This is a genomic window from Candidatus Ruthia endofausta (genome assembly GCF_013342985.1).
In the GTDB taxonomy this organism is placed as follows: domain Bacteria; phylum Pseudomonadota; class Gammaproteobacteria; order PS1; family Pseudothioglobaceae; genus Ruthia; species Ruthia endofausta.
Genome location: NZ_CP054490.1, coordinates 455,787 through 476,784, shown reverse-complemented (window position 1 = coordinate 476,784; position 20,998 = coordinate 455,787). Strand labels below are relative to the sequence as shown.

Here is a 20,998-nt window from a genome sequence, read left to right as displayed (position 1 = left end):
TTCATATTTAAAGAAAATAATAAATATGGCGTATTTTAATCATATAAAATTCTCGCTAAAGTTTATTTTTTTCACTTCAAAAAAAACAGGCCAGCTATGAATTCATCAGTCTTACTATTATTCACATCAATTTTATTGATATTTTCGTTGTTTTCTCAGGCGCAAATTACATCATTTGGTGCGCCTTTGAGAGGCGTAAATCAAAGCGTTAATAATTTTGAATCTGTTTATAACGTCCAGATTGTGAGTGGAATGTCACTTGATAAAAGAGCACTTTTGGGCGGTTCAGTCATTTCTTCTTCGCAGGTTAATTTAATTGCTCAGGTTTCTGGCGATGTGTTAAGTATTGGCGGTCAAGAAGGTGACATATTTAAACAAGGTTCAATTTTAGTTACATTAGAACAAGAATCCATTCAAGCACAAAGAGATTCAGCTTATGCTGAAATTGCCTCAGCCAATGAAGCGCTTAGAAATGCAGGTGTTCAATATTCACAATCAATCGTATCCCCAAACTCAGGTGGTATGTTTGGTAGCGTACCAGGTATGTTTTCAATGTTTACTGATCCTATGCTAAAGATATCAGGCCAAGGTAATCCAGATTTTGACAAGTTTGCCAATAGAACTTCTAGATACACAAACTATCAGCAGGCTAAAAATAAACTCAAGCAAGCTGAATTGCATTTAAAGCAAGCTGAATTACGCTTAAAAGATGCCAATATTAGTGCACCATTTGATGGTGTGATTGTGGCTAAAAGTATTAATAAGGGTGATGTTGTCCAGTCTGGACAAATTTTAATAAAATTTGCCAATATTAAAAATCTTCAAGTTGAAGTGAATGTGCCTTCGAGACTAGTCAGAAGCCTTAAACTTAATAAAACATATCGCATTAAATTGGACATTGCCAACATTGTGGTTGATGCCAAACTTGCACAAATTTATCCCATTGCAGATAATGCCAAACACAGCGTTAAAGTTAAGTTTGATTTACCAGCCAATGTGCCAGTATTGTCAGGTGCATATGCAGAAGTAGAAATTTTTGAAACATACTCTGGCATACTAACACCTGTTATTCCCGAAGTGTCTATTATGTGGCGTTCTTCACTACCAAGCGTGTTCGTTATTAATTCATCAACCAATAAAACAGAGTTAAGATTCATACGTTTAGGCGAACAAGTTGGCAAGGATAAGAAAAGCGTTCTATCAGGTTTGAAAATTGGCGAAAGAATTGTTGTTAATCCAAACATCTTAATGGTTTCAGGTATGAGTATTTAGTTTAATTATGGCAAATAAAAATCACGTTGATCAAACAAAAATTGATGAGACTTATAAAGATTTTGAGTTAGGTATTGCTGGAAAGCTCACCAAAGCTTTCATTACTTCGCCATTATCCATTATCATATTTTTTGCTATGATGGGTGCGGGCATTATTGGTTTAATTTCAACCCCGAGGCAGGAAGACCCTCAAATTTCTGTGCCACTTATTGACTTATTTGTCGAGTATCCAGGCGCCTCTTCTGAGGAAGTGTCGAATATTATTGTTAAGCCTTTAGAACGTTTAATGTCAAATATTTTAGGTGTTAAGCATGTTTATTCTGTTAGTGATAAAAGTCAAGGCATTATTACTGTTGAGTTTGATGTGGGCCAGGAAATGAACACCTCTATTATCAAAGTGCGTGACAAAATGTTGGCAAATCTTGATTTTATGCCACCAGGTGTTAGACAACCACTCATTAAGCCCAAAGAAATTGATGACGTATCAATTATTAATTTAACGCTTTGGTCAAAATCACTTGATGATGGACAGTTACGCTCATTGGGTTTAGAGTTGTTACAACAGCTTGCCAAGGTTAAAAATACTAATAACGGCTTTATTGTTGGCGGGCGTAAGGAAATTTTTCATATTGATGCTTATCCAGGTCGTTTGGCTGGACATGGTATCTCTATTCAACAAATCGCTAACACAGTTGGTAATGCTAACGTTAGGGGGCATACAGGCAATATTGAACTCAATGGTTTTAAGATGGAAGTCTATTCAGGTGATTTTTTTAGTAAAGTTGAAGATATTGAAAACTTAGTAATTACAGTCAGCGATGGTAAGGCAATTTATGTACGTGATGTGGCTGATGTATATTATGCGCCAGAAGATGCCGAGCACATGGTCAGTTATTATACGGGAAAAGCAAACAAAACAGGCAAAAAAGCTACTGGAGAACAAGCTGTAACCATTGCTATTGCAAAGAAATATGGCACCAATGGCGTGGAAGTAACGCAAAATATTCTTGCTAAAATTGAAGCGTTAAAGGGCAGATTAATCCCCGATAATGTAGAAGTTAGTATTACTAGAAACTACGGAGAATCTGCAAAAAACAAAGTAAACGCTTTGATTAAAAAATTATTTATTGCCACAGGCGCGGTGACTATACTTGTTTGGTTTGCTTTGGGTATTCGTCCAGCTATTGTTGTCACATTGGTTATTCCAGTTGTATTATTGATGACCATTTTTTCTGCATGGATGTTAGGTATGACCATTGATAGAGTAAGTTTATTTGCCTTGATTTTCTCAATTGGTATTTTGGTGGATGACGCAATTGTTGTTACCGAAAATATTTATAGACGATGGCTGATTGATAATAAAATCACCATTGGCACTGCAATTGATGCAGTACGTGAAGTGGGCAACCCAACAATTTTAGCAACTTTTACTGTGGTGGCAGCTTTGGTGCCCATGGCAGTAGTGAGTGGTATGATGGGTCCATATATGGCGCCAATTCCTGTGCTGGGATCGGTTGCAATGATGTTTTCATTATTTGCAGCATTCGTTTTTACACCTTATTTTATTATGGTGTTCGCACCACCTTTAAAGGTATTGCGGAAAATGCACAAAAAAGAAGAAAAAGAAACGAAGATTATGTTTGATTTTTTTTATTCAACCATTTCTAAACTGTTCAATATAAAAGTATATGGCTGGAGTTTCTTAATTGGATTGGTTGTTGCTTTTTTTATATCAATGTCAATGTTCTATACTACTTTGGTTCCTGTCAAAATGCTGCCATTGGATAATAAGTCTGAATTTGGCGTGGTTTTGGACATGCCTGATGGTACAGCATTAGCAAATACTGCTTCAACTTTGCATAAAATGGCACAAGTGTTGCGTAATATGCCAGAAGTGGTTGCCGTTCAGTCTTATTCAGGTACTGCTAAGCCTTTTGATTTTAACGGACTAGTAAGGCATTATTATTTAAGACAAGCCCCTTCAGAAGGCGAATTACAAATTCAGTTGGTGGAAAAGTCAGAACGCGACCGTTCTAGTCATGAGATTTCTTTAGAAGCAAGAACTTTGGTTAAACAAATTGTGGAAGATGCGGGTGCTAATTATGCTGTTGTTGAAATGCCACCAGGCCCTCCGGTGTTGCGCCCCGTAGTTGCTGAAGTATATGGTCCAGATAAAGAAACGCGTCGCAAACTTGCAAACGATTTGACAGAGTTATTTAAAGAATCTGGTACAATGACAGATATTGATAATTTAATGCGTGATAAATATCCCGTTATTGATTTTCAAGTGGATACGGCAAAAGCTTCTCGATTTGGTGTTAGTGTTATGAGTATTAAAGAGACACTCTCTATGGCTATGAGTAGTCTTAATGTAGGTACGATTCGATTAAAGAATGCACTTGAACCTTCGCGAATTTGCCTGCAAATACCGTTATCTAAACGCTCTCAATTGTCTTATTTAACTCAATTGCCCGTACCTTCACAACATGGTGGTATGATTCCAATTTCAGAGTTAGGCTCGTTTAGTTATAAAAAGCAAGATGACTTAATTTTTCACAAAGACTTAGCAGATGTTGAATATGTGTTGGGAGAACCTAAGGGTCGCTTAAGCGCACCAATTTATGCAATGATGGGTGTGGATGACTTGCTGCTTAAATACCAAACGATTGATGGCAAGCAATTACAAGGTGAATATCTTGGACCACCAACAGATCAAACCTCTCCAAGTTTTGAATGGACAGGCGAATGGACGGTTACTTATGAGACTTTTCGTGATATGGGCAGTGCATTTGCTGTGGCATTGGTGGTAATTTATATGTTGGTTGTATGGCAGTTTGGTAACTTTATTATCCCGGCTGTTATTATGGCACCAATCCCATTAACATTACTAGGTATTGTTCCAGGTCATTGGTTGTTAGGTGCAGAATTTACAGCTACTTCAATGATTGGCTGGATTGCATTAGCAGGTATTATTGTGCGAAACTCAATTTTATTGGTTGATTTTACTGTTCAAGAATATGCTAAAGGTATGCCGTTTTTTGATGCAGTGATTAGTTCATGCTCTTCACGCACACGACCTATCATGATTACTGCATTTGCATTAGTTGGGGGCTCTAGTGTTATTTTGTCAGATCCTATCTTTCAAGGCATGGCAATTTCGTTGTTATTCGGCGTACTGATTTCTACTATACTTACTCTAATTGTAATTCCATTAGGTACTTTGTCTGCTGGTGAGGTTGCTTGTAGGAATATTGCAGTTAACATGGAGCTTCTTCCTGGTGATACAGATGCAGATGAAAAATACAATGTTGCAAAGCCAGTCAAAGCTAAAAAATCAAAATCTGAAAAGATAGGCAAAGACCCTAAAGAATGGATAAAAACGGTTCTGGACAGAAAAGACCAAACTGAAGAGGCTAGTGGCAAGAAGAAAGAAGATAAGAGCGATTTATTATGATTCGAAACATTAAAGCAATAATAGTAATATCGCTTTTGTTTAGGTCTGCTGCTAATAATGCCTCTGACCTTCAGAGTTTGTTAAATATTCTAATGCTCAATTTATAGACGGTGAATAATACACTCTCACTCTTTGTTGCACAAAAAAGAAAGATTAACATCAAGGAAAGCTGCTATTGCCTGTATATTATTCCCACACCTATCCGATGTATATTTCCATCTTTATTCCTACTAACTTTTAACTCATTAACTCGCCCTTGACTTGTAAATCAGCATGGTAAGAAGAACGTACCATAGGTCCGCTAGCAACTTGAAGAAAGCCTAGCTTAAGTGCAATTTTTTTGTATTTATCAAATTGATTCGGATGAATATACGCCTCAACAGCCAAATGATGTTTACTTGGCTGTAAATACTGACCTAGGGTAAGCATATCTACATTGTGTGTGCGCAAGTTTTTTAATACATCAATAACTTGTTTTTTACTTTCACCCACCCCTAGCATTAATCCTGATTTGGTAATAACAAATGGGTGTTGTTGTTTAAATTCTTTAAGTAGCCTTAATGAATGCTCATAATTTGCACCAGGGCGAACTTTTGGGTATAAGCTTGGCACTGTTTCCAGATTATGATTAAAGACATCAGGCGGGCAAGATTTAAAGACTTTAAGTGCTTTATCAATCCTACCTCTGAAATCTGGTGTTAAAATTTCAATTTTTACTTTGGGCGTGTTTAGCCTGATATTATCAATGCACATTTTAAAATGTTGAGCGCCGCCATCACGTAAATCATCCCTATCTACTGACGTAATCACCACATATTTAAGCTGCATTTTTTTAATGGTATCAGCCAAATGTTTAGGCTCATCTAGATCAAGCGCTTTTGGCTTGCCATGAGCCACATCGCAAAATGGGCAACGACGCGTGCAAATTTGTCCCATAACCATAAAAGTGGCAGTACCATGATTAAAACACTCGCTTAAATTTGGACATTGCGCTTCTTCACAAACTGTAAATAATCTTTGTAATCGAAGTGTGTGTTTTAATTCATCAACTTTTGAGCCCGCAGTGTGTTTAATGCGAATCCAACTTGGCTTTCTAATGGGTAGTTTGTCAGCATCAGGCTTAATTTTTAAGCGCGCTACTTTGGATTTGCCTTTTAGGCTTTTAATGTCTATTTCTTGTAACATAATTAATAAGTATTAGGCTAAGTTTCTCAGCAACGGTATTTAAGGTATCGCTATTACCCGTTAAATCACAAAGCTGTGTTACTTTCAAGCCTTGATATCCACAGGGATTAATTTGCATAAATGGAGACAAGTCCATATCCACATTAAAGCTCAAACCATGATAAATTTTTGATTGTTTAACCTTTAAGCCCAGCGCTGCAATTTTAGCGTTATTAACATACACACCCGGTGCACCTGATTTTAGATGCGCTTTAATGGCGTAAGTTTTTAATAAATCAATGATTGAATTTTCAATGATTTCAATCATTTTTTTAATCCCAATCTCAAGACGTTTGAGGTCAATTAAACAATAAATAACCGCTTGACCAGGGCCGTGATAAGTAATTTGTCCGCCACGATCGGTTTGAATAATGGGAATATTACTGCTTGACAAAACATATTCTGGTTTACTAGAAATACCTTGCGTAAATACAGGGCTGTGCTCTACAATCCACAACTCATCTTGAGTGTTTTTATCACGAGTGTTAGTAAATATTTTCATCCGTTCCCAGATGTTTAAATAGTCTTGACGCCCCAAGTTGATAATACGCATAAGAATTTATAAAACATAAGACACTAGATGGCAGTCTTGTAAATCTTGATTAATGGTATCTAATTGAGCTCTACTACTGACAATAATACGGATGGTAAAAGATACATAACTACCTTTAGAACTGTACTTTTTTGTTATTTGATTGGGGTGTAATTTGTCAGTGTGACGCTCAACAATGCTGCAAATTGTGTGCTGAAGCGCTTCACAATCTTTGCCAAGTATCTTAATAGGGTAATCGCAAGGGGAATTAAACAGTGCTTTTGGAGTGGGATTAGCGGTAATCATATCAGGTGATTATATCTTTTGTTACTGTAGAATAGGGTCTGTTTTAATAATTTCAAGTATTCATGCGTCCAGAGCAAGTCAGTAAAATTCTTAATGAAGAGTTAATATCAGTGATGCAAGGCCATCATACACCTGTTATGTTATGGGGTGCACCAGGAATTGGTAAGTCCCAAATCATCTTTTAAGTGGCGACCAAGAATGGGGTTAATATCATTGGTATTCGCTTATCACAAATGGAGCCTAGTGACCTTCATGGCATACCGTTTAAAAATGGAGGTTTGGTTGAGTGGTCAGTGCCTTCATTATTGCCCGATTCAAAGCGTCATGGCGAGCAAGGTATTTTGTTTCTTGATGAAATTACCTCAGCACCACCGACCGTATCAGCAGCGGCTTATCAACTCATTCTTGACCGTCGTTTAGGTGATTATATTGTGCCTGAGGGTTGGGTGATATTTGCTGCAGGCAATCGTCAAGGTGATCGAGGTGTTACTTATTCCATGCCTGCACCTTTGGCAAATCGATTTTCGCATTTTGCGCTTGATGTTAACTTGGATGATTGGGTGGCGTGGGCATATGAAAACAACATTGATGAGCGTATTATTGGTTTTTTGCGCTACCGTCCTGAGCATTTGTTTGAGTTTGATGCTAAACACAACCCAGTTGCCTTTCCTTCACCAAGAACTTGGGAATTTGTACATAGGGCGCTGAATAAATTTGGCACTGATTTGTCTTTATTTAGGCAGGCTGCTAGCGCTTGTGTTGGTGAAGTGGCAGGGGTTGAAATTACCACGTTTGTTGAACACATGGCTAATTTGCCTGATCTTAATGCTATTATTAATGGCGAAAGCGTCTCAATTCCCAAAGAGCTTGATTTGCAATATGCAATTTGTGCAGCACTAGCAGGTAGAGCAATCGGCGTTAAAGGTACCGATCATGCTGAAAAAGTGTGGGGTAATATTCTTAATTTTGCTAAAAATTTTCCACAAAAAGAATTGGGCGTTATGCTAGTATCAGATATGCAGCACGCCATTGGCGGTGACATTTTTACCATTTCTGAATTTTCCGATTGGGTAAATAAAATTGCCGATGTCATGTTTGACTAAAACCGATGATTAGCCCTAATCAAAATAACACCTATCCAATAACGCCTTTTTACGCTCAGGATTTAGAGTGTTTTTTATGGCAAGCAGGTTTAGTTAGTGTTTTTTCAATGTTGTTGTGGAGTGTTTTTTCACACATCGATATTAACTAGCAATATCAACAGTACTATTTGGCATGCGCATGAGATGATTTTTGCCTACACAATGACGATTATTGCGGGTTTTTATTTGGTATTGAGTCTGATTTTTATGATGATAAGAAGGTTGATTTTTTTTTATTGAGCGCGGGTTGGGGCTTGATTATGAGTTAAAAAATTCTAAATTCTTGGATTTATCAAGCTTGATTTTATTAGTGATATTTATACCAATTGATTGATGAACATCAACGATTGTATAAGCTAGCTAAAGATTTACCTAATCATCCAGAATACTTGCTAAGCTTTGGTGGCTTATTAAAGTCTCATTCTCGATTAGAAGACAGACAACTATTTCTAAAAATTGAATTATCAGACAGCGAAAAATTTGCTATTATTAAATCAAGCTTATATCATACGCCCATGGTTAAAATAAACTATCAATTTTGGCAAAACAACATTGAGCTTGAACCGCAGGTAAAAGTTATTGGTGAAGATGTTATGATTGAAAACAACATTGATAACATTGACTTACAAGCAATTAAAGCAAAACTAACTAAAGCACGCACACAACTTATTCTTGACAAGCCTTTTTTGGGTAATTTAGTACTTCGATTACCGCTTAAAGCTGCTGGCTCTTGGTGTAGGACCAGTGCTACTGATGCCAAAAGTTTTTACTACAATCCAAGTTTTATTAACCAGCTTGATAATCATCAAGTTAAGTTTGTTCTTATTCATGAAGCCTTGCATTGTGCATTAACGCATTTTTCTCGTTGTGGCAATCGGCTTAAACATAAATGGGATTTAGCTTGCGATTTTGCTATTAATCCACTTTTGGTAAAAGAGGGGTTTCATCCGCCACTTGATTTGCCTATTTTTCATAAATATAAAGGTATGATTGCAGAAGAAATCTACCCAATGATTGATGATAGTATTGATACTGAACCCATGGACCAACATTTATATGATGACGATCCAAAAGATGACGCAAATGAGTCTGATGGGGGCTGTGTGAGGGTGACTTACAAAGCAATTTAAGAAAAGACAACGACAAAAATAATCATCAAAATAACACAAATTCCTCTGGTTTAGCAGATAAACCCAATCCTTTAACACCTGATGAAATTCAACAATTAAGCAGTAAATGGCAAAAAAATCTTGCCTCAAGCGCACAACTTGCACAACAAGCGGGAAAATTGAGCGGTGAATTTGTTAAATTATTTGCACGTGATGATTTCTCCTATGCTAGACCATCACGTCGTAGTGGCAATGCAATATTACCATCACCTAGATCTAGCCAAATTGATATTACTGTTGCCATTGATACTTCTGGCTCAATTTCTAAAGATGAGATTAATGAGTTTGTGGCAGAAATCAATGCCATTAAAAGCAATATACGTGCTTCAATTACATTGATTGCTTGTGATGAAAAAATCAGTAAAGAGCTGATATGGCGTTTTGAGGCTTGGGACGAGTTAACATTTCCAGTATCATTAGGTGGTGGCAAAGGCACTAATTTTAACCCTGTTTTTGATTATGTTAGCGTGCAAGACACCGCCTCTAGTGTGTTAATTTACTTTACCGATGCTAAGGGAAAATTCCCAGAATTTGAACCAAGTTATCCAGTGATGTGGTTTGTTAAAGGTAAAGAAAATGTGCCATGGGGGCATCGCATTCAATTAAATTAATAGAGATATTTTCATAATTATGAAGAATTTCACGCCATCTGAACTAAGAGTGCATTTAAAACACAACCATCCGTTAATGCTAGATGTTCGAGAACAATGGGAGTGGGACAAGTGTCATTTTGATAAGGCAAAATTATTACCCATGGGGGAAATTATGACCAACCTAGATACCTTGGATAGGTCAGAAGAAACGGTGCTCATTTGTCACCACGGTATTCGTTCAATGCAAGTTGCGCGTTATTTTGAGTCTATTGGCTTTGGTCGTATTATTAACCTACGTGGTGGAATTGATGCTTGGGCTAAACAACTTGATGATTCAATGGTGCAATACTAGTGCTAAAGCTGCTTGAAATGTATAGCTAGCATACTTAGAGGTGCCATGCTGACATAATAAGAGCCATTTTTGTTTTGTTGATCTACAACAATGGTCATTGTTCTAAAAGTCTTTTCAACTTGTACTTTACTACAGATTTTGTACTCTATCCAGTTGGCTATATGCTGGCTAAAAATTTGAAATGTGGCTCTATCTTCCATTAAGCCAATATGATTAATATCTTGCACTTTGGAGCAACCAATACCTTGATTTATCCATTTGACTACATAGCCTAAAATACTTTGAGTATTGTTATTTAATTCTTTTTGAATGGCATCATTATAGTTAATTTGGTATTGCCATTCATCAGCGAAATGACTAATAAATCATCCTGATTAATGCCACCATTCATTAGCTCAACTTGTCTTTTAAAAATATCAAATTAACTATAATGTGTAGCGTATAGTGTTGCTGCAGTGGATGAGGGCACCCAAGCACAATTTGCCCCTATTAAAAGATGCGTCATTTTTTGTTCAAGCATCTCACTCATCTGGGTCTGCTTGTGTCACATGCCTTTGTCGATCATAAGCCTGAATCCATGGCTCATTTTTAATGTCATTTCTAGCCACTATGGTGGCTTGCTAACATGCCGGTGTGTATTTCATCACCAGTACGGTCTAAAAAGCCTGTATTGATGAAGATGACTCTATTTTTAGCAGCTTTAATACAAGCCTTTAAATTAATACTAGTACGCCGCCGTCCTCATCTATGATGCCTACTTTAATGGTATTTTTTTAAGCCTTAGTGCCTTTTCTATTTTGGCAAACAGCTTTACGGTAAAGTCCACTTCTTCTGGACCATGAATTTTTGGTTTGACAATGTAAATGCTATCTGTTGTTGAGTTTGTACGTGATTTTTCTAAGTCGTGCATACTAATTAATGTTGTTACCATGGTGTCCAAAATACCCTCACCAAGTTCATCGCCGTTACTATTTTTAATTAAATCTGAGAGCATATGATGATCCACGTTATGCACTAGTATCAAGCTTGTGGTAGATAATATGCCAGATTCACCTGATATTTTGGTGTACAGCTTATTTTGGTTAATACTTCGATTGATTGTTCGATCGCCTTTTTGAAAAGCCACTTTCAAGTCTTTCTCTCACTAAACCTAGAAAATTTCGATAAGCCTGTGTATTTACTTAGTTGTGTATGATTTCCATTGTCTAGTGTAAATTCTAATTTGTTTTGTTGTATGTTGATGGATTTAAGCTGTGAATAAGAACCATCAGCTAATGATATTGTTTTATCTAAAAAGTCATTAACTCACTGAACAACAAACTGGGTTATAACTAGAGCCAATAGAAGTTTTGTCTTTATTTGCAATAACGTTGCTAACATACAACGCATCATACAAACTTCTCCAGCAAGCATTAATTGCATTTAGTGCAAAGCGCACACTGGAAATTGGTACCACTAATTATGGCGCTGCAATGATTGTAATTTGTCTGATTTGTCTGCTGTTGTGTATTGTTTGCCAATAGTCAATATCTAGTAATTTGTTATAATGCTGGTTAAATATTTGTCTATCTTTTCTGATCAGAAAAGATAGAAAATTTAAACTCTTCTGGAGATACATCATTTGGACCTACGTAATACCAAAGTTCAGATGCCATTTCATCCTCTTCATATTTAGCGGTTAGAATTTTTCTAAAAACAGGACTGTTCATTGATATTGTTTCATCATAATCATAGAGAACTACTCGATTTTGTCGAGTTACGCCAAAATTTTTAGCGAGCATTTCCCCAGGAAAAATATCAGCATTAATAAGCTCATTAATGGCACTGCCATAATCATTAATAATATGTTTTAATTGCTTATCATTTGTATTGTTGATGTATAGGTTTAACAGCATCATTTTATTTTCCATATAGAAGTGCTTAATAATCAAAAGATCTCCTTCTATGGAGATACTAGAACTAACTTTATCAGCCAACTCTTTTAATAAATCTGAGCCTAAATCACGAATGGGAAATGTCACATTGGAAAACTCTCAAGTATCTGCCGAACCTCCAATTCTGCAATGGCTTTTAACAAAGAAATATTTATCTTTAACCTTTTTTGGCGTGCTTGATTTAGAGGGTGCAAATTTATCATTAATCACCTTAAAAACATAAGGAAACATAGAAAAAGTGAATACGACCATCATCATACCTTATAATGCCTGGTGCAATAATTAATTTCTCATCAGTCACTTTGGAGTATTTTAAAAATGTTCCATAAAGCAAAGTTTTACCGTGTTTGTGTAAGCCAATTGTACTGTACAAATCTACTTTAATTTTTCTGGATAAGATTGATTTTAGAAAATCAACAATCGCGGCAGAGTAGTGAATATTAATAAAAAATATGATCTTGAAAAACCAAAAACCATAGAGATACTACTAACATTCGTTAACAAAGCATTCATATATAAGCCAGTTTTTTTTATCATTCAGAATGGCAATTAGCAAAGGATGGGATGTGTTATTGTGTGAAATAATTTTACCAATTAGATAATTTGCTTTTCTTTTGAAAAATGGCGAGCTAATTACTAGAATTTCACAAGATTACCCCTCCAAAAGATTTGTTTGTTTTGAGTCTTTTAATAATTACACCCATTGCCTTTCTTTAAAAGCCTTGTAATGTACCTTAAAGCCATTTAGTATTTTTTTTTGCAGTGATTGTTGAAAGATTATTTTCCATGGTATTATCATTCGAGTTGTGTTAATTTACTTAATTTATCACTTTATTTATCTACATTTAGACGCCACCTCAAGCAAATTTGAAATGGGGTAGTGCTTTAAAATTGCGTCTCCTCTGTTGAACCTGTTAAGGCGGTTACTGAAGATATGCCACCTTGAATAACGGTAGTAACATCATCAAAATAACCCGCCCCAACTTCTTGTTGATGAGAGGCAAATGTATAGCCTTTTTCTGCTGCTGCAAATTCAGGCTCTTGAACTTTTTCAACATAGTGCTTCATACCTTCACCTTGAGCGTATTCATGAGCAAGCTCAAACATGTTATACCACATATTATGAATACCAGCCAAAGTGATGAATTGATACTTATATCCCATGGCAGCAATATCTTCTTGAAAGGAAGCTATTTGACTATCGGTTAAATTCTTTTTCCAATTGAACGAAGGTGAGCAGTTATATGCCAGTAGTTGTTCTGAATTGTCAGCTAATACTGCTTGAGCAAATTCACGAGCAAAACCTAAATCTGGCTTTCCGGTTTCACACCACACCAAGTCAGCATATGGTGCGTATGAAATCCCGCGTGAAATGGCTTGGTCAAGACTATTTTTAACAATATAAAACCCTTCTGGGGTACGTTTACCAGTCATAAATCTTTCATCTCTAGGGTCTACATCAGACGTTAATAAATTTGCTGCTTCAGCATCAGTTCGTGCTAATACAATTGTAGGAACGCCCATTACATCTGCTGCTAAGCGTGCTGAGGTGAGTTTTTGAATCGCTTCTTGAGTGGGGACTAGAACCTTACCACCCATATGTCCACATTTCTTAACTGAGGCTAGTTGGTCTTCAAAATGAGCCGCCGCTGCACCATTGACAATCATATTTTTCATCAACTCATAAGCATTTAATACACCGCCAAAACCAGCTTCAGCATCAGCAATAATAGGTAAAAAATAATCAACATGTTCTTTATCGTTTTGATTAATACCTTTTGCCCACTGAATTTCATCAGCACGCTTAAAAGTATTGTTAATGCGACGTACCATTGTTGGCACTGAGTCATATGCATACAAAGATTGATCAGGGTACATAGTTTCTGATGTGTTGCCATCAGCAGCAACTTGCCAACCTGATAAATAAATTGCCTCAATACCTGCTTTTGCTTGTTGCATTGCTTGACCTGCTGTGATTGCACCCATGCAATTAACATAACTTTTTTTAGAAGAGCCATTAATCAGTTTCCATAATTTTTCAGCACCTAGTCGTGCATAAGTATATTCAGGTTGTATGGAGCCACGTAGACGTACAACGTCTTGTGCATCATAAGCACGTTTCACATTTTTCCAACGTGGATTCTCAGCCCAGTCCTTTGTTAATACATCCGCTTGTTTTTGTCTATTCATGAAAATCTCCTAGTGTGTTATTTTTACTTAAATGGTGTTGTATTAATTTAATAGTTAAATGTTTGTTTCAACATCAATCATACATAGGTGGCTTGAATTTAAGGTTTTTTTCACCATATAGCTTATTATTTCACAATATGAAAAAAATAACGAATAAAAGAAATGACTGTGATAGAAAAAAGTTTGTCTATTTTTTCTATTGATAAATCCATGTTAAGTTTGAAAGAAATTTACACCAGGGTAGAATTTAATCCCTCAACCACGTATCGAATATTGCAAACTTTAGCTGATTATGGCTACGTTGTACGTACTGTAGACAAAAACTATTGCATTGGCACCCAAGTCTTTATTTTTAAAAATGTTAATCATTTAATCCAAATTAGAGCTATTGTTGATGGCATTAGGGATGCTTTCTGTGATGAAATGGCTTCGTTTTTTTATTGAAGAGGATAATCATCGTATTTGTCTATATCGCGGCGATTTTTTTGACAAAATTCGTCATAGTATTGACTAAGGTACTGGATTAGAGCTTAATCGGGGCATTTCAGAGTGAATAATTTTGGTCTATGGTCAGCGTAAAAATGACCTTAAGTGGTTTTTAAAAAATATTCGTGACAAGGGTTATTATGTTTCAGTTAATGAACATAATATTTCTTTGTTTACAATTTCAATGCTAGTTATTGCTGATAATGGTCATTTTCTAGGGATATTAACCCTATCTGGGCCTATTAGTCGTTTTAACGATATAAGACAGAAGGAATTATTATCATTGTTAACCAAATATGTGCGCAATATTCACATACCTTTAAGCTATAAAAGACGTTGTCTATTTACCTCAAAGAGTATCACCCCTGTGGCGACAGACACGTTCAAACTCTCCGCCATGCCTTGCATGGGGATTCTAGCCAATTGATCACAAGATTGTTTGGTTAGCCTTCTAAGACCAGAGCCTTCAGCGCCCATAATAATAGCATTTGGTGTGGTTAAATCTATTTGGTAAATGGAGGTATTGGCAGAAGCATCTAAACCAATTATCCAAATATTTTGTTGCTGTAGTGCTTTAATGGTACGTGACAAATTGGTCACTTGGAAAATTTTTAGCTGATTAAGTGCACCTGCAGAAGTTTTATGCACCAGTGCGTTAATAGGTGCTGAGCCATCTTTATTAATGACCACATAATCAACCCCAGCTGCATTAGCACTGCGTAAGCAAGCGCCCAAATTTCTAGGATCTTGAATAGAATCAAGTATTAAAATTAAACCAGCATTATCCAATTTAGATACATAAGAGATTAATTCGTCTTGATTGGGCAGGGCAGGTAATAATATTTCAGCTGCAACGCCTTGATGGGTTTGATGATTGCTTAATTTATCTAATTGAATTTTGGCGCACTGCTGAACACTAATGCCAAAATTATTAAGCTCAGAGGTAAGGGTATTTAAGCGTTTATCACACCTGCTGTTTAGTGTAAAGACCTTAATAAAACATTCAGGACTGGATTCTAGTTGTGCTTGAATAGCATGAAAACCAGTGATAATAATTGGTTTTGACATCTACAACTTATTATCAAAAATTTCAATATAAGCTTCTTTCCTTATTTTTTTTATCCAGTCATTAAAATAGATATTTTCTTTTTGACGCACTAATTTAGCTTTAAGCTCAATCAAGTTGTTATCAATACTACGCTTATCAATAATTTTAACAATTCTCCAGACTTGTCCTATTTTAAATGGCTGTGATAAGTCACCTACTGAAAGGTCTTTTAAGTTCTGTTGAAAAATTTTTGGTAATTTTAACAGAACAAGCCAATCAGATTCCCCGCCATTTTTATAAGAAGCATCTTGCGAGTGAAGTTTTGCTAAAGTAGAGAATGAATCACCTTTGTTAATTTTCTCACTTAAATCAATTAAGAAGTCTTTAATTAAATCATCTTTTGATCGTAATAATAAGTTTGCTTGATTAACAGAATCAACGGCGATCTGTGCAATTTTTATTTGTTGCTCTAACTTGTTTGAATGATTAGGAATTTTGAGAAATTGCTTAGTTATTTCAGCCTTAGTAAGTTTAATACCAAGATTTTCAACAATAAACTGCCTAAGACCCTCTAACGATAAACTCTGTTTGACATGGTCAACAATTTCATCAAATTTAGGTAGAGATTGTAATTGCATTAAACTTAAATCATTATTTGAGGCAATATTACTTAATATGCCATTAATCGCATTTGCTTTTGGCGTAATGTTTAGTTGTTTAATTTTCTGCAATTGTAAAATTAAGTTTATTTGCTGATTGAGCAAGACCAACTTTTGAACTCTGGTATGGTCAGGTTTGATGTCAGCGCTAATTTGGTCAAAAGTGACTAAATCATCATTAACAATGGCAATAATGCTGTTAAGCGTGGCAAATGCATTCAATGAAAATATAAAAATTAGTAGTAAAGTTTTATTCATTTTAAAAATCATCAAGGTTGGCTAAATAATTAGGTACATCTTTTTCTAAGCGTTTGTATAAACTTGGAGAAGTGGTGGCTAAGCCCTTGAGTATGAGCTCAATTTTAGTCACGTAGTCGTAATCACCATCACTAACACGATCTTTAAAGTGCGCTAAACGTAGCGCCCAACAACAAGATTCATAAGCAATGCCTGTGGTTTCTTTGTTGGTAATTGAATCACTAATGGATCGGTTAATACCAGCAAATAGATGTATTTTTTGTGTTAATCGATAAGCACCATACAATTCAGCTGATTTTTTGCCACTATCATCATGATGTGCCAAGGTTAAAAACTTTCTAGGACTTAGAATGTAACTAACCGAACTATTGCGCTTATTTATTTTATTGGTTTTTGGGTCGTATTGTAGTGAGTTATTAAAGGCAAAATCATGAATCGTTAAATTAGCTGACATGGCAATATCAGAATATTTTCTTTGACTAACTAAGGCGCCACTATTATTCATGCCCATGTCATCAAATCGGTATACTTGAGCTATTTTTAAACTTAAATAGGTATCACCTGTCTCTTCATCAATAAAATCTGACTCAAGGCCAAAAGTAAGGTCATTGGCACTGGCAATTCTATCAATACCTGTAAATTTTTGCCCTGAAAACAAACCTTGATATGAATTATTTTTATCATCTGAGTCAAAATTAGGCAAAGCACTTTGGTCTTTTTTAGGTGTGTAATTGTAAGCCAGTCTTGGGGTTAGAGTTTGGGTTAAATTTGTACCAAATAAGGATATTTTCCTTTCTAAAAATAATTTAGAATCAAGGTTAAAATTAACAATATTGCGCTTTTGATTAGCAATATCATCCATCGCGTAATCAGTTGTTGATAAATTCAAACTTGGGGTGAGGGAATAGTTATTAGTCCTTATTGAGCGGCTAAATTTTGCTTGTGCGTAAGTGCGAACCCCGGTTTTATTGGTTGCGGTATTTGAGTTTTTGTGCGTAAATTTTGTACTAACTAATGTTAAATTAACATGACGTCCGCCTAAGCCTTTATAGCCTTTGTTAATGGATAGTTCTGGTGCACGCGTGTACGAGGCACTGCCATTATTAATGAGTTGTTCTGACTCAGCAAATAAAGACATGGTTAAATTTTTCTTTTGGTCTTTATAGGACAAATCAACATGAGATTGCAATTCTGAATTCGAAGCATTGCTATGAGCAATTTCTTTAAAATAATCTGAATCCGACACTCGGTTGATAACAACACTTAAATCAGTTTTGGCATTAAGTGATAAATCTAATTTTGAATTTAATAGCCAGCGCCTATTGTTGGTAATTTTATCTTTATTTAAATAATGAGCTTCAATTTCAAAACGTCCATCATCCAAGTTATTATTATTAGTAATAATTTGACGATATTTGCCTTCAAGTACACTGCCACGACTTGAGAGCTGATTGAGCGTTAAAAGAAAATCACAATCAGGGGCAATATTAAAATAATAAGGTATTTTAACTTGGTAGTTGCTACCTTTGTCAGTGTCTGATTCATTGTAACCACCAAATGCTGGCGCTAAAAATCCAGAGCTACGACCCTCCAACAGCCATTCATGGTGGGGAGAATAAAAAATAGGCACACCTAAAAACTCAATAGTAACATCCTCTGCTACACCCTTGTTTGTTGAAGAATTTAATGTGATTTTATCAGCCTTCATTTGCCAGTCAGAATTACCAAGCGGACATAAACCATAGCTACCTGAGCTAAATACTTGCTTAGTGCCATCATTAGTTATAACTTGAGCGCGACCATTTATCCTTGAATTAGAGTAGTGAAATTTGACCTGATTTAGTGTTGTGTGAGTCACTTCGCCTTGTTTTTTAACCACAGCCTTATCACCAGTCAGCATAAGCTCGTTATCTTGAAATTTAACATGACCAATTGCTGTAGATGTTTTACTAGATTTGTCAATACTGATTTCATCAGCACCTAAAAAATAAGCACTTGAATTTAATGAGACATTGCCTTTTAAAAGATAATTGCCACCTTTAACAACTTCACTATAATCTGCTTGAACATCAAGATCTTTGATTTTGTCTGAAAGGATTTGTTTCGGAAAAAGTAAGGCATTGTTTTGACAATTTAATACTAAGCTTTCGGCGTTAATAGTACTAGATAGTAGGGTAAATAATGAATAAAGAGCTAGTTGCTTTTTCATGATGGTTGTAATATCTACTCAAAACTCGCTATTTTAACATTATATACCGTAATAATAGATTACTTATTAATTACATAAGCTTGCTTTAGTTTGGGTAAAATAACCCCAATTTTCACTATATTTGGACACACATAAATAAAATGGCTTGGAATGACAACAAGAATAAAAACCCTTGGGCTGGCAGTAATCAAACACCACCAGAATTAGAGGAAGTGATTAAAGATTTTAAAAATAAATTTAACGGTTTCTTTAGTAATAAAAAATCATCGGGTGCTGGTGGCGCATCCAAAACGCTCTCAAGTAGTGGTTTTAAATATATATTCATTTTGGTTTTACTAGTTTGGTTATTGTCAGGTATTTATATTATTGATCCAGCTGAAAAAGGCGTTGTATTACGTTTTGGTGCATTCCAAGAAGAAACCTCTCAAGGACCTCATTGGCATATTCCTTATCCGATTGAAACTTTAAATAGAATTAATGTTGAACAAATTAGAACAGTTGAAATTGGTTATCGTAATGTGATTAACGGCAATCGACGCTTTGGCGGTAATATTTCATCCGAATCTTTAATGTTGACTAAAGATGAAAATATGATTGAAGCTAAGTTTGCAATCCAATATAAAATTAATGATGTTCAAGCTTATTTATTTAATGTTGTCAATCCAGACACAACACTTCGTCACGTCGCTGAAAGTGCCATTCGACAAGTTGTTGGTCAAAACACTATGGATTACATCTTAACTGAAGGTCGAGTTAGTATCGCTGATGATATTAAAGAAAAATCTCAAAGTTTACTCAATAGATATAAGACTGGCTTGTTAATAACAACGGTTAACATGCAAGATGCGCAGCCACCAGAAGAGGTGCAATCTGCTTTTTCTGATGCGGTTAAGGCTCGCGAAGACAAACAACGTTTGATTAATGAAGCACAAACTTATGCTAATGATATTTTGCCAAAATCTCGTGGTAAAGCTGCGCGTATGCTTGAGGAATCAAAAGCTTATAAATCTAAGGTGGTTTCTAAATCAGAAGGTGAGGCGTCGCGCTTTAAGCAAATTTTAGCAGAGTATGAAAAAGCACCTAAAGTTACTAGGGAGCGTTTGTATCGCGAAACCATGGAAAATGTACTGGCTTCTACCAGTAAGGTAGTGGTTGATTCTAAGGCTAATAGTATGATGTACTTACCTATTGACAAATTGATTAATGCTAGACAAGCGAATACTCAAGTTTTTGCCAAAGAATCATCAACACAACAAAACAATCAAGGTGGTAATATTAGAGACATTTTCCGCAATAGAGGAGGCAGATAATGCAAAAAATAGGTTTATTAATAATTTCTGTTTTATTCTTAGTGTTGAGTTCAGCACTTTATACAGTTAACGAAATCCAAACCGTTATTAAATTGCGTTTAGGTGAAATTGTCACTATTGAGGAATCTCCAGGTCTTAAATTCAAAATGCCGTTTGTTAATAACATTGTAAAATTTGACAATCGTATTCAAACTTTAGATGCACCAGCCGAGCGGTTTTTAACAGGTGAGAAGAAAAATGTAATTGTTGATTCTTATGTTAAATGGCGCATTATTGACGCTGAGAAGTTCTACAAATCAACGGGTGGTAATATAGCAAGAACCAATAATCGTCTAACACAGATTATTAAAACCGGTCTTAAGAGTGAATTTTCAAAACGCACGATTGCTGATGTGGTTTCTGGCGAGCGTAGTGAGATTATGTCCAATATTGTCAGACTTGCTAAAGAAGACATTGCTCAATTTGGTATTGAAATTATTGATGTGCGTATTAAACGAATTGATTTGTCACAAGAAGTGTCTAATTCAGTTTATCGTCGTATGCAAGCAGAGCGTCAACGAGTGGCCAAGGAGTTTAGATCCAAAGGCGCAGAAGAGGCTGAAATCATCAGAGCGGCAGCTGACAAAGAGCGTACTATTATTTTGGCAAATGCTTATCGCGATTCTGAGAAAATTCGAGGTGAAGGTGATGCAGTTGGTGCAAATAACTATGCGCAAGCCTATAATAAGAATGCAGATTTTTATGCTTTTTATCGTGCGTTAGAGTCATATAAAAAGTCATTTTCTAATCAAAACAATATTTTAGTACTTAATCCAAATACGAAATTTTTCCGTCACTTCAACCCGCAAATTAAATAATTA

The 20,998-nt window shown here is 35.7% G+C and carries 25 protein-coding genes and 2 pseudogenes; 12 read left to right on the top strand and 15 right to left on the bottom strand.

Annotated elements, in window-relative coordinates; all coding sequences use genetic code 11:
- Positions 1 to 96 precede the first annotated feature (96 nt).
- A complete protein-coding gene (locus tag HUE58_RS02535; RefSeq protein ID WP_174605493.1) occupies positions 97 to 1,272 on the top strand; it encodes an efflux RND transporter periplasmic adaptor subunit in 1,176 nt (391 codons plus the stop codon).
- 7 nt (positions 1,273 to 1,279) lie between these two features.
- Complete coding sequence (locus HUE58_RS02530; RefSeq protein ID WP_174605492.1) at positions 1,280 to 4,726, top strand: efflux RND transporter permease subunit; 3,447 nt, start codon at positions 1,280 to 1,282, stop codon at positions 4,724 to 4,726.
- A gap of 237 nt (positions 4,727 to 4,963) precedes the next feature.
- On the opposite strand, the gene lipA is transcribed toward HUE58_RS02530, so the two are convergent.
- Genes lipA through HUE58_RS02515 form a run of 3 tightly spaced genes read right to left on the bottom strand, consistent with a single transcriptional unit; the run spans position 4,964 to position 6,788 of the window.
- Entirely contained in the window at positions 4,964 to 5,911 is a 948-nt protein-coding gene (lipA, locus tag HUE58_RS02525; RefSeq protein WP_174605491.1) for a lipoyl synthase, read from the bottom strand.
- Complete coding sequence (gene lipB, locus HUE58_RS02520; RefSeq protein WP_174605490.1) at positions 5,889 to 6,503, bottom strand: lipoyl(octanoyl) transferase LipB; 615 nt, start codon at positions 6,501 to 6,503, stop codon at positions 5,889 to 5,891. The genes lipA and lipB overlap by 23 nt, the downstream gene beginning before the upstream one ends.
- A gap of 6 nt (positions 6,504 to 6,509) precedes the next feature.
- A complete protein-coding gene (locus tag HUE58_RS02515) occupies positions 6,510 to 6,788 on the bottom strand; it encodes a YbeD family protein (protein WP_174605489.1) in 279 nt (92 codons plus the stop codon).
- A 62-nt stretch (positions 6,789 to 6,850) separates the two neighbouring features.
- Between HUE58_RS02515 and HUE58_RS07105 the strand changes: the two genes are divergently transcribed.
- The 6 genes from HUE58_RS07105 to HUE58_RS02495 all read left to right on the top strand — a co-directional run bounded on the left by HUE58_RS07105 (position 6,851) and on the right by HUE58_RS02495 (position 10,044).
- A complete protein-coding gene (locus HUE58_RS07105) occupies positions 6,851 to 6,973 on the top strand; it encodes a hypothetical protein (protein ID WP_277998015.1) in 123 nt (40 codons plus the stop codon).
- Positions 6,974 to 7,021: 48 nt separating this feature from the next.
- Complete coding sequence (locus HUE58_RS02510; RefSeq protein WP_246260844.1) at positions 7,022 to 7,891, top strand: P-loop NTPase family protein; 870 nt, start codon at positions 7,022 to 7,024, stop codon at positions 7,889 to 7,891.
- A gap of 5 nt (positions 7,892 to 7,896) precedes the next feature.
- Complete coding sequence (locus HUE58_RS02505; protein ID WP_174605488.1) at positions 7,897 to 8,040, top strand: hypothetical protein; 144 nt, start codon at positions 7,897 to 7,899, stop codon at positions 8,038 to 8,040.
- A gap of 216 nt (positions 8,041 to 8,256) precedes the next feature.
- On the top strand, positions 8,257 to 9,060 hold the full coding sequence (locus HUE58_RS07215) for a vWA domain-containing protein (RefSeq protein ID WP_340689628.1): 804 nt from the start codon (positions 8,257 to 8,259) through the stop codon (positions 9,058 to 9,060).
- Positions 9,061 to 9,218: 158 nt separating this feature from the next.
- Positions 9,219 to 9,710 carry a vWA domain-containing protein gene (locus tag HUE58_RS07210; RefSeq protein WP_340689627.1) on the top strand — a complete coding sequence of 164 codons (492 nt, stop codon included), beginning with the start codon at positions 9,219 to 9,221 and terminating at the stop codon, positions 9,708 to 9,710.
- Between the two features lie 19 nt (positions 9,711 to 9,729).
- A complete protein-coding gene (locus HUE58_RS02495; RefSeq protein ID WP_174605487.1) occupies positions 9,730 to 10,044 on the top strand; it encodes a rhodanese-like domain-containing protein in 315 nt (104 codons plus the stop codon).
- A 2-nt stretch (positions 10,045 to 10,046) separates the two neighbouring features.
- Here the strand turns inward: HUE58_RS02495 and HUE58_RS07100 are convergent, their stop codons facing one another.
- From HUE58_RS07100 to aceA, 9 genes and pseudogenes are all read right to left on the bottom strand, one after another.
- Positions 10,047 to 10,298 (bottom strand): hypothetical protein, encoded by a 252-nt coding sequence (locus HUE58_RS07100; RefSeq protein ID WP_340689631.1) that lies wholly within the window; start codon positions 10,296 to 10,298, stop codon positions 10,047 to 10,049.
- A 346-nt stretch (positions 10,299 to 10,644) separates the two neighbouring features.
- Positions 10,645 to 10,725 carry a hypothetical protein gene (locus HUE58_RS07315; protein WP_422851482.1) on the bottom strand — a complete coding sequence of 27 codons (81 nt, stop codon included), beginning with the start codon at positions 10,723 to 10,725 and terminating at the stop codon, positions 10,645 to 10,647.
- 73 nt (positions 10,726 to 10,798) lie between these two features.
- Positions 10,799 to 11,170, bottom strand: coding sequence for a hypothetical protein (locus tag HUE58_RS02475; protein WP_174605485.1), 372 nt, complete (start codon positions 11,168 to 11,170; stop codon positions 10,799 to 10,801).
- 2 nt (positions 11,171 to 11,172) lie between these two features.
- Positions 11,173 to 11,286, bottom strand: coding sequence for a hypothetical protein (locus tag HUE58_RS07310; protein ID WP_422851481.1), 114 nt, complete (start codon positions 11,284 to 11,286; stop codon positions 11,173 to 11,175).
- A gap of 58 nt (positions 11,287 to 11,344) precedes the next feature.
- Entirely contained in the window at positions 11,345 to 11,500 is a 156-nt protein-coding gene (locus HUE58_RS02470; RefSeq protein ID WP_174605484.1) for a hypothetical protein, read from the bottom strand.
- 109 nt (positions 11,501 to 11,609) lie between these two features.
- Positions 11,610 to 12,209: pseudogene (locus HUE58_RS07095) on the bottom strand (isocitrate dehydrogenase kinase/phosphatase-domain containing protein).
- Positions 12,190 to 12,455, bottom strand: a pseudogene (locus HUE58_RS07305) (isocitrate dehydrogenase kinase/phosphatase AceK regulatory subunit). The pseudogenes HUE58_RS07095 and HUE58_RS07305 overlap by 20 nt, the downstream one beginning before the upstream one ends.
- Positions 12,456 to 12,465: 10 nt before the next feature.
- Complete coding sequence (locus tag HUE58_RS07090; RefSeq protein WP_277998017.1) at positions 12,466 to 12,573, bottom strand: hypothetical protein; 108 nt, start codon at positions 12,571 to 12,573, stop codon at positions 12,466 to 12,468.
- A 290-nt stretch (positions 12,574 to 12,863) separates the two neighbouring features.
- On the bottom strand, positions 12,864 to 14,168 hold the full coding sequence (aceA, locus tag HUE58_RS02460; protein ID WP_174605483.1) for an isocitrate lyase: 1,305 nt from the start codon (positions 14,166 to 14,168) through the stop codon (positions 12,864 to 12,866).
- A gap of 168 nt (positions 14,169 to 14,336) precedes the next feature.
- On the opposite strand from aceA, the gene HUE58_RS06820 reads away from it, so the two are divergent.
- Together HUE58_RS06820 and HUE58_RS06815 are read left to right on the top strand one after the other, a co-directional pair.
- Positions 14,337 to 14,612: a helix-turn-helix domain-containing protein gene (locus HUE58_RS06820; protein WP_246260843.1), complete on the top strand. Its 276-nt coding sequence runs from the start codon at positions 14,337 to 14,339 to the stop codon at positions 14,610 to 14,612.
- Between the two features lie 115 nt (positions 14,613 to 14,727).
- Positions 14,728 to 15,081: an IclR family transcriptional regulator domain-containing protein gene (locus tag HUE58_RS06815; RefSeq protein ID WP_246260842.1), complete on the top strand. Its 354-nt coding sequence runs from the start codon at positions 14,728 to 14,730 to the stop codon at positions 15,079 to 15,081.
- On the opposite strand, the gene rlmB is transcribed toward HUE58_RS06815, so the two are convergent.
- The 3 genes from rlmB to HUE58_RS02440 are packed head-to-tail and all read right to left on the bottom strand — an operon-like array spanning position 14,979 to position 18,828.
- Entirely contained in the window at positions 14,979 to 15,722 is a 744-nt protein-coding gene (gene rlmB / locus HUE58_RS02450) for a 23S rRNA (guanosine(2251)-2'-O)-methyltransferase RlmB (protein ID WP_174605482.1), read from the bottom strand. The genes HUE58_RS06815 and rlmB overlap by 103 nt on opposite strands.
- Complete coding sequence (locus HUE58_RS02445) at positions 15,723 to 16,619, bottom strand: peptidylprolyl isomerase (protein ID WP_174605481.1); 897 nt, start codon at positions 16,617 to 16,619, stop codon at positions 15,723 to 15,725.
- A 1-nt stretch (position 16,620) separates the two neighbouring features.
- Entirely contained in the window at positions 16,621 to 18,828 is a 2,208-nt protein-coding gene (locus HUE58_RS02440) for an LPS-assembly protein LptD (RefSeq protein ID WP_174605480.1), read from the bottom strand.
- A gap of 140 nt (positions 18,829 to 18,968) precedes the next feature.
- Between HUE58_RS02440 and hflK the strand changes: the two genes are divergently transcribed.
- A complete protein-coding gene (hflK, locus tag HUE58_RS02435) occupies positions 18,969 to 20,138 on the top strand; it encodes an FtsH protease activity modulator HflK (RefSeq protein ID WP_174605479.1) in 1,170 nt (389 codons plus the stop codon).
- Positions 20,138 to 20,995, top strand: coding sequence for a protease modulator HflC (gene hflC, locus HUE58_RS02430; protein ID WP_174605478.1), 858 nt, complete (start codon positions 20,138 to 20,140; stop codon positions 20,993 to 20,995). Before hflK ends, hflC begins: the two co-directional genes overlap by 1 nt.
- The last annotated feature ends 3 nt before the right edge of the window (positions 20,996 to 20,998 follow it).